Source organism: Streptomyces sp. MAR4 CNX-425 (genome assembly GCF_048656465.1).
In the GTDB taxonomy this organism is placed as follows: Bacteria; Actinomycetota; Actinomycetes; order Streptomycetales; family Streptomycetaceae; genus Streptomyces.
The window spans coordinates 65,053-80,549 of the sequence record NZ_JBMDLF010000010.1 but is presented as its reverse complement, the minus strand read 5'-3'; the positions used below and the strand labels follow the sequence as shown (position 1 = coordinate 80,549).

The 15,497-nt window shown below is 75.8% G+C and carries 11 protein-coding genes; 2 read left to right on the top strand and 9 right to left on the bottom strand.

The window, feature by feature from the left end:
- Window positions 1-272: 272 nt before the first annotated feature.
- Window positions 273-962, bottom strand: coding sequence for a pyridoxamine 5'-phosphate oxidase (gene pdxH, locus ACHZ99_RS25510; protein ID WP_420307081.1), 690 nt, complete (start codon window positions 960-962; stop codon window positions 273-275).
- Between the two features lie 338 nt (window positions 963-1,300).
- On the opposite strand from pdxH, the gene ACHZ99_RS25505 reads away from it, so the two are divergent.
- Window positions 1,301-2,407 (top strand): citrate synthase 2, encoded by a 1,107-nt coding sequence (locus ACHZ99_RS25505; protein WP_420307080.1) that lies wholly within the window; start codon window positions 1,301-1,303, stop codon window positions 2,405-2,407.
- A gap of 195 nt (window positions 2,408-2,602) precedes the next feature.
- On the opposite strand, the gene ACHZ99_RS25500 is transcribed toward ACHZ99_RS25505, so the two are convergent.
- From ACHZ99_RS25500 to ACHZ99_RS25470, 7 genes are read right to left on the bottom strand one after another with little or no spacing between them, the layout of a single operon-like run.
- A complete protein-coding gene (locus ACHZ99_RS25500; protein ID WP_420307079.1) occupies window positions 2,603-3,346 on the bottom strand; it encodes a TetR/AcrR family transcriptional regulator in 744 nt (247 codons plus the stop codon).
- Window positions 3,334-4,131, bottom strand: a complete 798-nt coding sequence (locus ACHZ99_RS25495) for an enoyl-CoA hydratase family protein (protein ID WP_420307078.1) — start codon at window positions 4,129-4,131, stop codon at window positions 3,334-3,336. The genes ACHZ99_RS25500 and ACHZ99_RS25495 overlap by 13 nt, the downstream gene beginning before the upstream one ends.
- Before the next feature lie 42 nt (window positions 4,132-4,173).
- Window positions 4,174-5,352, bottom strand: coding sequence for an acyl-CoA dehydrogenase family protein (locus tag ACHZ99_RS25490; RefSeq protein ID WP_420307077.1), 1,179 nt, complete (start codon window positions 5,350-5,352; stop codon window positions 4,174-4,176).
- On the bottom strand, window positions 5,349-7,484 hold the full coding sequence (locus ACHZ99_RS25485; RefSeq protein ID WP_420307076.1) for a biotin carboxylase N-terminal domain-containing protein: 2,136 nt from the start codon (window positions 7,482-7,484) through the stop codon (window positions 5,349-5,351). The genes ACHZ99_RS25490 and ACHZ99_RS25485 overlap by 4 nt, the downstream gene beginning before the upstream one ends.
- Window positions 7,485-7,519: 35 nt before the next feature.
- The gene (locus ACHZ99_RS25480) at window positions 7,520-9,118 is read right to left on the bottom strand and encodes an acyl-CoA carboxylase subunit beta (RefSeq protein ID WP_420307075.1); all 1,599 of its coding nucleotides are present in this window, start codon (window positions 9,116-9,118) and stop codon (window positions 7,520-7,522) included.
- Window positions 9,115-10,794, bottom strand: coding sequence for an acyclic terpene utilization AtuA family protein (locus ACHZ99_RS25475; protein ID WP_420307074.1), 1,680 nt, complete (start codon window positions 10,792-10,794; stop codon window positions 9,115-9,117). Before ACHZ99_RS25475 ends, ACHZ99_RS25480 begins: the two co-directional genes overlap by 4 nt.
- Window positions 10,791-11,621 carry a TIGR03084 family metal-binding protein gene (locus ACHZ99_RS25470; protein ID WP_420307073.1) on the bottom strand — a complete coding sequence of 277 codons (831 nt, stop codon included), beginning with the start codon at window positions 11,619-11,621 and terminating at the stop codon, window positions 10,791-10,793. The genes ACHZ99_RS25475 and ACHZ99_RS25470 overlap by 4 nt, the downstream gene beginning before the upstream one ends.
- 169 nt (window positions 11,622-11,790) lie before the next feature.
- Here ACHZ99_RS25470 and ACHZ99_RS25465 point away from each other — a divergent pair, with 169 nt between their 5' ends.
- Window positions 11,791-12,381, top strand: a complete 591-nt coding sequence (locus ACHZ99_RS25465) for a Uma2 family endonuclease (RefSeq protein ID WP_420307072.1) — start codon at window positions 11,791-11,793, stop codon at window positions 12,379-12,381.
- Here the strand turns inward: ACHZ99_RS25465 and ACHZ99_RS25460 are convergent, their stop codons facing one another.
- Window positions 12,382-15,324: an FAD-binding and (Fe-S)-binding domain-containing protein gene (locus ACHZ99_RS25460; protein ID WP_420307071.1), complete on the bottom strand. Its 2,943-nt coding sequence runs from the start codon at window positions 15,322-15,324 to the stop codon at window positions 12,382-12,384.
- Window positions 15,325-15,497 lie beyond the last annotated feature (173 nt).

Here is a 15,497-nt window from a genome sequence, read left to right as displayed (position 1 = left end):
GGTTCGGCAGATGATGAAGTACCGGACGCGTGAGGTGACTGCGGGCTAGTGGTCCGCCGTCGCGCTTGAGCGCAATGCCGGACCAGGGCGCCTAGGACGCGCCCAGCCGGCCCTTATCCCAAGCAGTTCACCCGACCCGCGGTCCGCCGGTACGTCCGACCGGCTCCCCTGAAGGGGAATGGGCCGCGGGTCGCCTGCTGTCCGGGCCCGGTCCCGCCACCGGCCCGTACGGCCACGAGGCCAGGCGGCCACGGGGCCAGGCGGCCACGGGGCTACGGGCAGAGCCGCTCGACAGTCCAGCCGGCGGCCGCGCCGCCCTCGGCGCGTACGTACCGCAGCCGGTCGTGGAGGCGGTTCTCGCGGCCCTGCCAGAACTCCACCGTCCGCGGCCGGACCCGGAAGCCGCCCCACTCCGGCGGCACCGGCACCTGCTCGCCCTCCGGATAGCGGTCCGCCAGCTCCGCGTACATCCGGTCCAGCTCCGCCCGCGACGCCACCGCCGACGACTGCTCGCTCGCCCACGCGCCCAGCTGCGAGCCGTGCGGCCGGGTGCGGAAGTACGCGACGGTCTCGTCGCGCCCCGTACGCTCCGCCGCCCCCGCGACGATCACCTGGCGGGCGACGGGATGCCAGGGGAAGAGCAGCGACACGTGCGGATTGGCCGCCAGCTCCCGGCCCTTGCGCGAACCGTAGTTGGTGAAGAAGACGAACCCCCGCTCGTCCACGTGCTTCAGCAGCACGGTGCGGGAGCTGGGCCGCCCCTCGGCGTCGGCGGTGGAGACGACCATCGCGTTGGGCTCGTGCAGTCCGCTCTCGGCCGCCTCCCGGAACCAGCGGCCGAACTGCTCGAAGGGATCGGCGGCGAGGGAGTCCTCCGGCAGTCCCGCGGCGCGGTAGTGCGCGCGCATGGCGGCCGGGTCGAGGGAACCTTCGGTGTCTACGTCAACGTGGCGCACCCGCATATCTTGCAGTATGAGCGGTGGCCGCGGGGCGGGAGTTTGCCCGCTCGACGCCCCTGGTAACCCTCCGGACCGGGATCCGTGGAGTGTGCCCCATCTCACGCCCGGCCGCACGTGCGTAACCCGACAGAATCGGCCGCTGCACCACTGTGGAAAGCCCACACCCCCGGCTATGGTGGCCGGAATGCACGGCCCCGGACCGCGAGCGATGGCGCCGCGGAGCCTCGCCGGCGTACACCCCCCACACACCACGTCGCGCACCACACCACGCCCCCGGGGCCGACCCGTCCGCCGCTGCACACCCACCGCAGCGCACCGCAACACACTGAGGGAGCCGCCTGATGTCCGACTTCGTACCCGGGCTTGAGGGAGTAGTCGCCTTCGAGACGGAGATCGCCGAACCCGACAAGGAGGGCGGCGCGCTCCGCTATCGCGGTGTGGACATCGAGGACCTGGTGGGTCACGTCTCCTTCGGCAACGTCTGGGGTCTGCTGGTCGACGGCGCGTTCAAACCGGGGCTGCCGCCCGCGGAGCCCTTCCCCATCCCCGTGCACTCCGGCGACATCCGCGTCGACGTGCAGTCCGCGCTGGCGATGCTCGCGCCGGTCTGGGGGCTGCGCCCGCTGCTCGACATCGACGAGGCGCGCGCCCGCGAGGACCTGGCGCGGGCGGCCGTCATGGCGCTGTCGTACGTCGCGCAGTCCGCGCGCGGACAGGGGCTTCCGATGGTGCCGCAGCGGGAGATCGACAAGGCCCGTTCGGTCGTCGAACGGTTCATGATCCGCTGGCGCGGCGAGCCCGACCCCAAGCACGTCGCCGCCGTCGACGCCTATTGGACCTCCGCCGCCGAACACGGCATGAACGCCTCCACCTTCACCGCCCGCGTCATCGCCTCGACCGGCGCCGACGTCGCCGCGGCGCTGTCCGGCGCGGTCGGCGCGATGTCCGGCCCGCTGCACGGGGGCGCGCCGTCGCGGGTGCTGGGGATGATCGAGGAGATCGAGCGCACCGGCGACGCCGAGGGGTACGTGAAGCGCGCGCTGGACGGCGGCGAGCGGCTGATGGGCTTCGGCCACCGGGTGTACCGCGCGGAGGACCCGCGGGCCCGGGTGCTGCGGCGGACGGCGAAGCAGCTGGGCGCGCCGCGGTACGAGGTCGCGGCGGCGCTGGAGAAGGCGGCGCTGGCGGAGCTGCGCGCGCGGCGCCCGGACCGGGTGCTGGAGACGAACGTCGAGTTCTGGGCGGCGATCGTGCTGGACTTCGCGGAGGTGCCGGCGCACATGTTCACGTCGATGTTCACGTGCGCGCGGACGGCGGGGTGGTCGGCGCACGTGCTGGAGCAGAAGCGGACGGGGCGGCTGGTGCGGCCGTCGGCGCGGTACGTGGGGCCGAGGGCGCGGTCGCCGCGGGAGATCGAGGGGTACGCGGAGGCCGGCGGGGTCGGCTGAGGTCCGGGGGCGGCGGCCGGGCGGCCGGGCGGCCCGGCGGCCCGGCGGGCGGCGCCCGGCGGGGCGGCGGCTGGGCCCGCGGTGCGGCGTGGGCTCTGGAGCTGTGGGGGGTACGGCTCCCGGGGGGCCTGCGGGGGGCTCCGGGGGATTCGTCGGTGTCCCGTGTCTGCGGACGGTCGATGTCGGTGGGGCGGCCTACCCTTGGGCGGGTGTGCGGGGTTCGGGGGTTGCGTCGGGGGTTGTCAGCGCCGTTGTCAGCAGGTGCGCCCACTGCTCCACCACGCGGTCGCGGCGGGCGCTGTCGTCCGTGAGCAGGGTCGCGAGCCCCAGGCCCCGGGCCATGTCGAGAAACCCCTGCACCGTCTCCCGTACGCCCGGCACCGACTCGTCGGCGCCGAGCAGCGCCACCGTCATGCGGTGCGCCTCTCGGCCCACGCGGGCCTCCAGCGCGGCGACGCGGGGGCGCAGCTGCTCCTCGTTGGCGGCGGCGACCCAGAGCTGGAGCGCCGCGCGGAAGAGCGGGCCGGTGTAGAGGTCGACGACGCCGCGTACGACGGCGGCGGTCGTCTCTCCAACGGCGGTCGCCTCCCCGGCGGCGGTCGCCTCCCCGGCGGTGGTGTCTCCGGGCCGTACGGGATCCGCCGCCCGTCCCCGTACGCCCGCCGGCGGCGGCAGCGCGCGCAGCGCCGCCGAGCGCTCCGCCGCCACGTGCTCCACCGCCGCCGTGAACAGGTCCTCCCGGGTCGGGAAGTGGTGCTGCGCCGCGCCGCGCGAGACGCCCGCCCGCTCGGCGACCACGCTGACCGTGCTCCCGCTCCAGCCCAGCTCCGCCAGGCACGCGACCGCCGCCTCCAGCAGCCGCTGCCGCGTCGCCCGGCTCCGGTCCTGCCGCGGGTCCCGCCCCCGCGGCTGCCGGGGTGCGTCCGTCAGCGGAACCACTTCGGCTCCCGGCGCTCCAGGAACGCCGTCATGCCCTCGCGGGCCTCGGGGGACGCGAACAGCGACGCCGACAGCTCCGCGAACGGCTCCGTGTCGCGGTCGAAGACGCGCAGCACCTCGCCCGTCAGCAGCTGCTTCGACGCCGCGAGGCCCTGCGGCGACGCCGCCCGCAGCCCGTCGAGCACCGGCGTGAGCAGCGCGTCGACGTCGTCGCCGGCCAGCGTGACCAGTCCGATACGGGCCGCCTCCTCCGGGCCGAAGCGCTCGCCGGTGAGGTAGTAGCGGGCCGCGGCGCGGGCGTCGAGGCGCGGCAGCAGCGGCATCGAGATCACCGCGGGCGCGAGGCCGAGGCGCGCCTCGGTGAAGGCGAACGTCGCGCCCGTGCCCGCCGCCGCGATGTCGCAGGCGCCGAGGAGCCCCAGGCCCCCGGCCCGTACGTGCCCGGTGACCCGGGCCACGACGGGCTTCGGGCACTCCACGACCGCCCGCAGCAGCCGCGCCAGCGCCAGCGGGCCGTCCGTGGCGGCGGCCGCCTCGGTGGCCTCGCCGAGGTCGGCGCCGGCGCAGAAGGTGTTGCCGGTGTGGGTGAGCACGACCGCCCGGACGTCGTCGTCCGCCGCGGCGGCGGCGAGGCCGTCGTGGAGTTCGGCCATGAGGCGGGTGGACAGGGCGTTGCGGTTGTGGGGCGAGTCGAGGGTGAGGGTGCTGACGGCGCCGCGGTCGTCGCGCGCGATCCGGACGAGGGGCGCGTCGGCGGCGGCCGGGCCGGCGGGTGCGTCGGTCATGGCGTCGGGGTGCTCCTTCGGTGCGTGTGCACGTCTGCGTTCTCAGTACGACTTGGGCAGGCCCAGCGTCTGGTGCGACACGTAGTTGAGGATCATCTCCCGGCTGACCGGGGCGATCCTGGCCACGCGGGACGCGGTGAGCATCTGCGCAAGACCGTACTCCGTACTGAGGCCGTTGCCGCCCAGCGTGTGCACGGCCTGGTCGACGGCCCCCGCCGCCGCCTCCGCCGCCGCGTACTTCGCCATGTTCGCCGCCTCCCCCGCACCCGCGTCGTCACCGGCGTCGTACAGCGCCGCGGCCTTCCGGGTCATCAGCCGCGCCAGCTCCAGCTCGATGTGCGCCTGCGCCAGCGGATGCGCGATGGCCTGGTGCACGCCGATGGGACCGCCCTTCCACACCTGCCGCGTACGCGCGTACTCGACGGCCCGCGCCACCGCCTGCCGCCCGAGCCCCTGCGCGAACGCGGCGGTCATGATGCGCTCGGGGTTGAGGCCCGCGAAGAGCTGGAGCAGCCCGGCGTCCTCGTCGCCGACGAGGGCGTCGGCGGGCAGCCGCACGTCGTCGAGGACCAGCTCGAACTGCTTCTCCGGGGCGTGCAGCTCCATGGGGATCTGCGCGCGCTGGAAGCCCTCGGCGTCCCGGGGGACGATGAACAGGCAGGGCTTCAGCTTGCCGGTGCGGGCGTCCTCCGTACGGCCGACGATGAGCGTGGCGTCGGCGATGTCGACACCCGAGATGAACACCTTGCGGCCGCTGAGCACCCAGTCGTCGCCGTCGCGGCGGGCGGTGGTGGTGATGCGGTGGGAGTTGGAGCCGGCGTCCGGCTCGGTGATGCCGAAGGCCATCTTGCGGGTGCCGTCGGCGAGCCCGGGGAGCCACGTCTCCTTCTGCCGCTCGGTGCCGAAGCGGGCGATGACCGTGCCGCAGATGGCGGGCGACACGACGAGCATGAGCAGCGGGCAGCCGGCCGCCCCCAGCTCCTCCAGCACGATCGACAGCTCCGTGATGCCGCCGCCCCCGCCGCCGTACGCCTCGGGCAGGTTGACGCCGAGGTAGCCGGCCTTGCCGGCCTCGGCCCACAGCTCGTCGGTGTGCCGGCCGTCGCGGACGACGGCGCTGAAGTAGTCGGGGCCGAAGCGGGCGCCGAGGGCGGCCACGGCGGCGCGGAGGTCGCGGTGCTCCTGGGGTTCGAGGAGGGGGCTGGCACTGGCGCTGGTCATGGCCGGGGGCCTTCCTGGTCGGCGGGCGGGGCTTCCTCTGCTTCTTCGGCTGCTTCTTCTTCGACTGCTTCTTCTTCGACTACGGCAAGCAGCGCGCCGACCTCCACCTGGCGGCCGGGGGCGGCGTGCAGGGCGGTGAGAACGCCGCCGGCGGGGGCGGTGACCTCGTGCTCCATCTTCATCGCCTCCAGCCAGAGGAGGGGCTGACCCCGCCGTACGGGGCGGCCGGGCGCCGCGCCGTCCGCGAGGCGGACGACGGTGCCGGGCATGGGGGCGAGGAGGGATCCGGCGGGGGTGTCGGCGCGGGGGTCGGGGAAGCGCGGGAGGGGGTGGAGGGTGTACGAGCCGTGGGGGGTGTCGACGTGGACGGGGCGGTCGCCGGCGGGGCCGGGGGCGTAGACGGCGACGTCGTAGGCGCGGGTGACGCCGGCGGCTTCGAGCACCACGCGCGCGGGGGCGGCGGAGAGCACGCGCACGCCGGGCAGGTCGTCGGCGCTGAGGCCGTCGCGGGTGCGGCGGTAGCGGACCTCGACCTCGGCGCCGCCGGGGTCGGCGCGGTACGCCTTGGTCTGCGGCTGCGACGGCACGTTGCGCCAGCCCCCGAAGCGGGCGGGCAGGACGGCGCCGGGCGCCTGGCGGCGGGCGGCGGCGTCGGCGAGGGCCGCGGCGAGGGCGGCGAGGTGGAGGGGCGTGGGGTCGGTGGGCTCGTCGCCGGGCGGGCGGGTCAGCTCCGGCAGGTGGCGGTCGTAGAACGACGTGGTCATCTCGGCGCGTACGAACTCGTCGTGCCCGAGGGAGCGTACGAGCAGGGCGCGGTTGGTCGTGGGGCCGTGGACGCGGGCGCCGCGGAGTGCGGCGGCGAGCCGGCGGACGGCCTCCGCGCGGGTGGGGGCGTGGACGACGACCTTGGCGAGGAGGGCGTCGTAGTAGGGGGTGACGGTGTCGCCGGCGGCGTAGCCGGCGTCGAGGCGGAGGGTGGGGGGTTCTACAGTCCCTCTCCCTACGCCCTGGAGAGCGTGGGCGGTACCCCCACTTCCCGGAACCGCGGCTCCGCCCCCGACCCCGGCGGGGCCGCCGCCCTCGCCGCCCGGCAGCGTCAGCCGGTGCACCACGCCCGTCTGCGGCGCGTAGCCCGCCGCCGGGTCCTCCGCGTACAGCCGCGCCTCCACCGCGTGCCCCCGCGGCCGCGGCGCCTCCGGCGGCAGCGGCGCGCCCTCGGCCACCCGCAGTTGCAGCGCGACGAGGTCCACCCCGTACACCGCCTCCGTCACCGGGTGCTCCACTTGCAGCCGCGTGTTCATCTCCAGGAACTGCGCCCGCCCGTCCGGCGCCAGCAGGAACTCGACCGTCCCCGCCCCCACGTACCCGATCGACCGCGCCGCCCGTACCGCCGTCTCCTCCAGTTCGGCCGCCGCGCCCGCCGGCAGCCCCGGCGCCGGGGCCTCCTCGATCACCTTCTGGTGCCGCCGTTGCAGCGAGCAGTCGCGCGTGCCCAGCGCCCACACGCCCCCGTGCGCGTCCGCGAGCACCTGCACCTCGACGTGCCGCCCGCCCTCGACGTACGGCTCGACGAACACCTCGCCGTCGCCGAACGCCGCCTCGGCCTCCGCCGCGGCCGACGCCAGTTCGGCGTCCAGCGCCGCCAGCTCCCGTACGACCCGCATGCCGCGCCCGCCGCCTCCCGCCGCCGCCTTGACCAGCAGCGGCAGGTCGTCCGCCACCGCCTTCGCCGGGTCGAAGGGCGCGAGGCCCATCAGCTCCTTCGCGCGCGTCTTGGACGCCATCGCCTCGATCGCCTCCGGCGGCGGCCCGACCCACGTCAGCCCGGCCGCGGCGACCGCGCGCGCGAAGTCCGCGCTCTCGGAGAGGAACCCGTAGCCGGGGTGCACGGCGTCCGCGCCCGCCGCGCGCGCCGCCGCGACCAGCAGGTCGGCGCGCAGGTACGTGTCCGCCGGCGCGTTCCCCGGCAGCCGCACCGCCGCGCCGCCGGCCGCCAGCGCTTCGCGTACGTGCAGCGCGTCCGCGTCGGCGTCGGAGTGCACGGCGACGGGCGTGATGCCCAGCGCGCCGCAGGTGCGGAAGACGCGGCAGGCGATCTCGCCGCGGTTGGCGACGAGGAGGGTGCTTATCACGGGAGTCGGGTCCTTTGTCGTCGACGATGAAGGGCTCACAGGCGGAACACCCCGTATCCGTCGTGCACCCCCGCGTACGGCGCCGTGTGGATCGCCGACAGGCACATGCCCAGCACCGTCCGGGTGTCCCGCGGGTCGATCACCCCGTCGTCGTACAGCCGCCCCGACAGGAACGCCGGCAGCGACTCCGCCTCGATCTGCTGCTCCACCATCGCGCGCAGCGCCGCGTCGCCGTCCTCGTCGTACGGCGTGCCCTTCGCCTCCGCCGACGCCCGCGCGACGATCGACAGCACGCCCGCGAGCTGCTGCGGCCCCATGACGGCCGACTTGGCGCTGGGCCAGGCGAAGAGGAACCGCGGGTCGTACGCGCGGCCGCACATGCCGTAGTGGCCGGCGCCGTAGCTGGCGCCCATGAGCACCGACAGGTGCGGGACGCGGGAGTTGGAGACGGCGTTGATCATCTGGGCGCCGTGCTTGATGATGCCGCCCTGCTCGTAGTCCTTGCCGACCATGTAGCCGGTGGTGTTGTGGAGGAACACCAGCGGGATGTCGCGCTGGTTGGCGAGCTGGATGAACTGCGCGGCCTTCTGCGACTCCGCGCTGAACAGCACCCCGCGCGCGTTGGCGAGGATCCCGACGGGGTAGCCGTGCAGCCGCGCCCAGCCGGTCGCCAGGCTCGTCCCGTACAGCGGCTTGAACTCGTCGAAGTCCGACCCGTCCACGACCCGCGCGATCACCTCGCGCGGGTCGAACGGCACCTTCAGGTCGCCCGGCACGACGCCCAGCAGCTCGTCCTCCGGGTACGCGGGCGGGGCGGCCGGCGGCGGGTCGGGGTGCGCCTTGCGCCAGTCGAGGCGGGCGACGACGCGGCGGGCGGTGCGCAGGGCGTCCGGCTCGTCGACGGCGAAGTAGTCGGCGAGGCCGGAGGTGCGGGCGTGCATGTCGGCGCCGCCCAGGGACTCGTCGTCGCTCTCCTCGCCGGTGGCCATCTTCACCAGCGGCGGGCCGCCGAGGAACACCTTCGCGCGCTCCTTGACCATGATCACGTGGTCGCTCATGCCGGGCACGTACGCACCGCCGGCCGTCGAGTTGCCGAAGACGACGGCGACCGTGGGGATGCCGGCGGCGGAGGAGCGGGTCAGGTGCTTGAACAGGGCCCCGCCCGGAATGAAGATCTCTTTCTGAGAAGGCAGATCGGCGCCGCCGGACTCCACCAGATGTATCGACGGCAGCCGGTTGGCGAGGCTGATCTCGTGCGCGCGGAACGCCTTCTTCAGCGTCCAGGGGTTGGACGCGCCGCCGCGGACGGTCGGGTCGTTGGCGGTGATCAGGCACTCGACGCCGGAGACGACGCCGATGCCGGTGACGAGCGACGCGCCCACGGCGTAGTCCGAGCCCCACCCGGCCAGCGGGCTCAGCTCCAGAAACGGGGTGTCGGGGTCGAGCAGCAGCTCGACGCGCTCGCGGACGAGCAGCTTGCCGCGGGCCCGGTGCCGCGCGGTGTACTTCTCGCCGCCGCCCGCCACCGCCTTGGCGTGCTCGGCGTCGAGGGCGGCGAGCTTGTCGAGCATCGCGGTGCGGCGGGCGGCGTACTCGGCGCCCGCGGTGTCCAGCGACGAGGCCAGGACGGTCACGGCAGCAGCTCCTCGGGTATGTCGACGTGCCGGGCGCGCAGCCACTCGCCGAGCGCCTTGGCCTGCGGGTCGAAGCGGGCCTGCGCGGCGACGCCCGCGCCGAGGATCCCGTCGACGGTGAAGTTGAGCGCGCGGAGGTTCGGCAGGACGTGCCGTACGACGGCGAAGCCGGCGGTCTCCGGGAGGAGTTCGCGGACGCGGCCGGCGGTGAGGGTGTGGGCGAGCCAGGGCCACGCGGCGTCGTCGCGGGCCCAGACGCCGACGTTGGCGCTGCCGCCCTTGTCGCCGCTGCGGGCCCCCGCGACGGCGCCGAGGGGGGCGCGGCGGGTCGGGCCGCCGGGCGGCGGGGGCGGCGGCAGCGGCGGTTCGGGTACGGGCGCGAGGGCCCGGGTGCGCGGCGGCGGGGCGACGGGCACGCGGGTGCCGTCGGGCAGCACTGCGGTGTGCGGGACGTCGGCGGCGGGGACGTAGGCGGCCTCGAAGACGCCGTACGGCTGCGCCCGTCCGGGCGGGGCGGTGAGGTGGAAGCCGGGGACGCTGGCGAGGGCCAGTTCGACGGCGGCGCCGGTGACGGCGCGGCCCACGGCGGCCTCGTCGGGGTCCCGGACGGCGAGGCGGAGCAGCGCGGACGCCTCCTCCTGCACGTCGGCGTCGGGGCGGTCGGTGCGGGCGAGGGTCCAGCGCACGTCGGCGACGCCGGCGAGGGCGGGGGCCAGCTGGGCGCGTACGAGGGCGGCCTTGGCCTCGATGTCGAGGCCGGTGAGGACGAAGACGACCTCGTTGCGGAAGCCGCCGAGGCGGTTCAGGCCGACCTTGAGGTCGGGCGGCGGCGGCTCGCCGCGGACGCCGCTGACGCGGACGCGGTCGGGGCCGTCCGGGGCGAGGCGTACGGAGTCGAGGCGGGCGGTGACGTCGGGGCCGGCGTAGCGGGGGCCGGCGGTCTCGTAGAGGAGCTGGGCGGTGACGGTCCCGACGGTGACGGCGCCGCCGGTGCCGGGGTGCTTGGTGATGACGGCGCTGCCGTCCGGCTCGATCTCGGCGAGGGGGAAGCCGGGGTGGCGGACGTCGTGCTCGGTGAAGAAGGCGTAGTTGCCGCCGGTGGCCTGGGTGCCGCACTCCAGCACGTGCCCGGCGACGACCGCGCCGGCGAGGGCGTCGGCGTCCTCCGCGGCCCAGCCGTGGTGCGCCTGGGCGGCGCCGGTGACGAGCGCGGCGTCGGTGACGCGGCCGGTGACCACGACGTCGGCGCCGGCGCGCAGGCAGGCGGCGATGCCGGCGCCGCCGAGGTAGGCGTGGGCGGCGAGGGCGCCGTCCCACGTGCCGCGGGCGGTGAGGTCGTCGCCCTCGACGTGCGCGACGCGGGCGGGGACGCCGACGCGCGCGGCGAGGTCGCGGACGGCGGCGGCGAGGCCGGCGGGGTTGAGCCCGCCGGCGTTGACGACGAGGGCGACGCCGCGGTCGCGGGCCAGGCCGAGGCCGTCTTCGAGCTGGCGCAGGAACGTCTTCGCGTAGCCGGCGGCCGGGTCCTTGAGGCGGTCGCGGGCGAGGATGAGCATGGTCAGCTCGGCGAGGTAGTCGCCGGTGAGCACGTCGAGTTCGCCGCCGGTGAGCATCTCGCGGACGGCGGCGAAGCGGTCGCCGTAGAAGCCGGAGGCGTTGCCGATACGGAGCGTCACGGGCGGCCGTCCGCCGCGCCGTCCCCGGCGGCGCCCCCGGCCCGTTCCCGCCCGCCGCCCGGCGGGCCCGCGAACGCCTGGGCGATGCCGAGCCAGCGCTCCGCCTCCGCGCCCTCGGCGACGAGCGCCGTGTCGGCGCGGTGGACGCGCTGGGTGGCCAGCAGGCAGAAGTCGAGCGCGGGCCCGGTGACGCGCTCGGCGGCGTCCTCCGGCCCGTACGCCCAGACCGGGCCGCCGCCCGGCGGGGCCAGCTCGACGCGGAACGCGGCGGCGGGCGGCGTCAGCCCGTTGACGACGTACGCGAAGTCCCGCGTGCGCACGCCGATACGGGCCACGTGCCGCAGCCGCGCCGTGGGCGCGCGCCGTACCCCCAGGGCGTCGGCGACGTCCTGCCCGTGCGCCCAGGTCTCCATCAGCCGCCCCGACGCCACACCCCCGACGCTCATCGCCGGCCCGAACCACGGCATCCGCACCCCCGCCGGCTGCGCCAGCAGCACGCGCCGCAGCTCCTCGCGCCCCTGCCGCCAGCGGTCGAGCAGCGTCGCGGGCGGCTGCGCGGCGCCGCGCGCGGCGCCCTCGTCGACGAACCCGTACGGCGCCTCCTGCGCGCGCGCCAGCATCCGCTGGAACTCCTCGGGCTCGACGGCGGCGGCGAGCGCGGCGCGGTCGGTCCAGGCGAGGTGGGCGATCTGGTGCGCGACGGTCCACCCGGCGGCGGGGGTGCCGAGCGCCCACCGCTCGGGCGGCAGCCCGGCGACGAGCGCGTCCAGCGCGGCGCTCTCGTCGCGGAGGTCGTCGAGCAGGGAGGTGATCTCCGGGCCCGCCATGGTGCGCTCCCCTCGTGGCTACTGCGCAGTAGGGTGGCAGCGGGGAGTAAAACAAGCAAGCGTGCTTGCCGGATTATTCGACCGGTGACTCCCCGTGACCAAGTGGCTGCGCGTATCGTTTGAAGGGCGGCAGCATGCCACCCACGGAGCTGCGGGGAGGAGAGCCGGAATGACCCTCGTCGACGACAGGATCGAGATGGCCGACACCGACGACAAGGCGACCTTGGACGAGCTGTTCGAGGTGTTTGAGCGGACCCCCGCCTTCGAGGGCTATCGCATCGAGGTCGTCGAAGGGTCCATTTTCATGACGCCGCAGCGTGATGCGCACTGGGAGATCATCCTTGAGATCTCCATGGCGCTGAAGATCGAACTCGGCGGGAGCGCCAAGGTGCTCTCCGACGTGCGCATCGATTTCCCCGGCAAGAAGAACGCCCTCTGCCCCGACGTGCTCAAGATCCGAGAGGGCGCGAAGCCGGGCAAGAAGGGACGCTGGGCGTACGAGGACATCGACTTCGTCGCCGAGGTGATCTCCCCGGGAACGGGAAGGAACGACTACGGCCCCAAGAAGACCGCCTACGCCCTCGCGGGCGTGCCCGTCTACCTGATCGCCGATCCGTACCAGCGCAAGTGCCACGTCTACACCGAGCCCAAGGACGGCGACTACGCCAAGGAGGTCATCGTCGCCTTCGGCACCGAGTTGGACCTCAAGGAGACCCCCCTCGGGCTCACCCTCCCCACCGACAGGTTCCCCTCCGACTGATCACCCCTCCTCCAGCCCGTCCGCCAGCAGCTCCGCCAGGTGGCGGGCGCGGACGCCGGCGAGCTGGTCGAGCTGCGTGCGGCAGGAGTAGCCGTCGGCCGCGACCGCCGCGCCGTCCGGCGCGTTCCGTACCGCCGGGAGCAGCTGGTCCTCCGCGCAGGCCGCCGAGACCTCGTAGTGGCCGCGCTCGAAGCCGAAGTTGCCCGCCAGGCCGCAGCAGCCGGCCGCGAGGTCCCCCTCAAGCCCGGCCTTCGTCCTCAGGCGGCGCTCGGCGGCGTCGCCGAGGATCGCGTGCTGGTGGCAGTGCGTCTGGCCGGTGACCGGGCGGTCGAGGCGGGGCGGGGTCCAGTCGGGGGCGGCGGTTTCGAGGGCCTCGGCGAAGGTGCGGACGCGGGCGGCGAGGCGGGGGGCGCGGGGGTCGTCGGGCAGCAGCTCGACGAGGTCGGTCCTCAGGGCGGCGGCGCAGGGCGGTTCGAGGACGACGAGCGGCAGGCCGGCCCCGTCCCCCGTACCGCCGTCCCCGTCCCCGGAGGGCGTTGCCGGCTCCAGCGCGTCCAGCGTCCGCCGCATCACCGCACGGGCCTGGTCCAGCTGCCCCGTGGAGACGTACGTCAGCCCGCAGCACACCTTCCCCGCCCCCCGCGGCAGCCCGACCCTGAGCCCCGCCGCCCGCAGCACCCGCACCGCCGCCGTGCCCGCCTCCGGCGACAGGTAGTTGGTGAACGTGTCCGGCCACAGCAGCACCTCCGCCCCCGCGTCCGCCGTCAGCGACCGCGTCAGCGGCACCGGCGCGAGCGGCGGGATCGGCCGCTCCGCCGCGATCCCCGCCAGCCGCTTCGCCACGGCCGCCAGCGGCGCCACGCCCGCCAGCGCGTTCGCCGCCCGCCCCGCGCGCAGCGCCGCCGTCAGCCGCAGCCACCGCGGCAGCCGCCCCATCGCGTAGTGCGCCATGGGCCGCCGCCGCCCGGCGTAGTGGTGGTACAGGAACTCCGCCTTGTACGTGGCCATGTCCACGTCCACCGGGCAGTCGCTGCGGCACCCCTTGCACGACAGGCACAGGTCCAGCGCCTCGCGCACCTCCTCCGAGCGCCACCCGTCCGTGATGACCTCGCCGGCGAGCATCTCGTGCAGCAGCCGCGCCCGCCCGCGGGTGGAGTGCCGCTCCTCGCCGGTGGCACGGTACGACGGGCACATCACCCCCGCGCTCCCCGCCGGGTTCCGGCACTTGGCCACCCCCACGCACCGCCGCACCGCCGCCGCGAAGTCCCCGCCCTCCGGCCCGTCGTGCGGGTAGCCGAACGCCACCGGCACCGGCGCCCGCCCGCGCGGCAGCGGCGCGAAGCGCAGGTCGGCGTCGAGGGGCGCGGGGCGGGCGATCACGCCGGGGTTGAGCGCGCCGTCGGGGTCCCACAGGTCCTTGAAGCCGCGGAACAGCCCGGCGAGTTCGTCCCCGTACATCGCCGGCAGCAGCTCCGACCGCGCCCGCCCGTCCCCGTGCTCCCCGGACAGCGAGCCGCCGTGCGCGACGACGAGGCCCGCCAGCTCCCCCGAGAACTCCCGGAAGCGGGCGATGCCCGGCGCGGTCAGCAGGTCGAAGTCGATGCGCACGTGGATGCAGCCGTCCCCGAAGTGCCCGTACGGCAGCCCGCGCAGCCCGTGCGCGGCGAGCAGCGCGCGGAACTCGCGCAGGTACGCGCCCAGCCGCGCGGGCGGCACCGCGCAGTCCTCCCAGCCGGGCCACGCCTCGCTGCCGTCCGGCATCCGGGTGGCGGTGCCGGAGGCGTCCTCGCGTACCCGCCACAGGGCGCGCTGCGCGCCCGCGTCGGAGACGACGGCGTGGTCGACGGCGTCGGCGGCGCGGCACACCTCCTCGGCGGCGGCCCGCGCGGCGGCGGGGGTGTCGCCGCCGGTCTCGACGAACAGCCAGGCGCCGCCGCGGGGCAGCGCGTGTGTGTCGGGGCCGCCACCGACAAGGTCGGCGGCCATGCCCTCGACGGTCAGCGGACGCAGCGGCAGCAGCCCCGCGGCCGCCTCGGCGGCGGCGGACTCGTCGGCGTAGCCGAGGACGGCGAGGGCGCGGGCGGGCGGCGACTCGACGAGGCGGACGGTGGCCTCGGTGAGAACGGCGAGGGTGCCCTCGCTGCCGGTGAAGGCGCGGGCGAGGTCGGCGCCGCGCTCGGGGAGGAGGGCGTCGAGGGCGTAGCCGGAGATGCGGCGGGGGAGGTCGGGCCAGCCGGGCAGCGGGGTGTCCGGGCCGTCCGACGCGGCGTCCCCGCGCCCGCCCGTACGCAACGTGGCCAGGTGCCCCGCGACGAACTCCGGCAGCCCCGGCAGCACCTCCAGCCCGCCCGGCTCCAGCCGCACCGCCCGCCCCCGGTACGTCACCACGTCCAGCGCCCGCACGTTGTCGGCCGTCGTCCCCCACGCGACGCTGTGCGAGCCGCAGGAGTTGTTGCCGACCATGCCGCCGATCGTGCACCGGCTGTGCGTCGACGGGTCGGGCCCGAACGTCAGCCCGTGCGGCGCCGCCGCCCCGCGCAGCCGGTCGAGCACCAGCCCCGGCTGCACGACGGCGGTGCGCGCGGCGGGGTCGACGTCGACGATCCGGTTCAGGTGCCGGGTGAAGTCGAGGACGACGCCCGCGCCCACCGCGTTGCCCGCGATGGACGTACCGCCGCCGCGGGCGACGACGGGCGCGCCGAACTCCCGGCACACGGCGAGCGCGGCGGCCACGTCGTCCGCGTCGCGCGGGGCGACGACGCCGAGGGGGACGCGGCGGTAGTTGGAGGCGTCCATGGTGACCAGGGCCCGGTCCCCGGTGCCGAACCCCACCTCGCCGCCTACCGCGTCCCGCAGGCGCCGCTCCAGCGCGACGGCGTCCACGCCCGTACCCGTCTCCGCGCCCGCACCGGTCGCCGCGCCCGTCCCCGTATCCGTATCCATGCCCCCCAGCGTGCCGGACGCCCCCGCTCCGCCGCGCGTATTGACGTGCCCCGGTCCCACCTCTAACGTCCGGTGCCAGAAATATTCGAAGCAAGTATCGAATGTTTCGGTCCCGCCTCATCCGGATCCGGCGCCACCACTCCACCACCGCCCGCGCCCACCCGCGGGGGAAG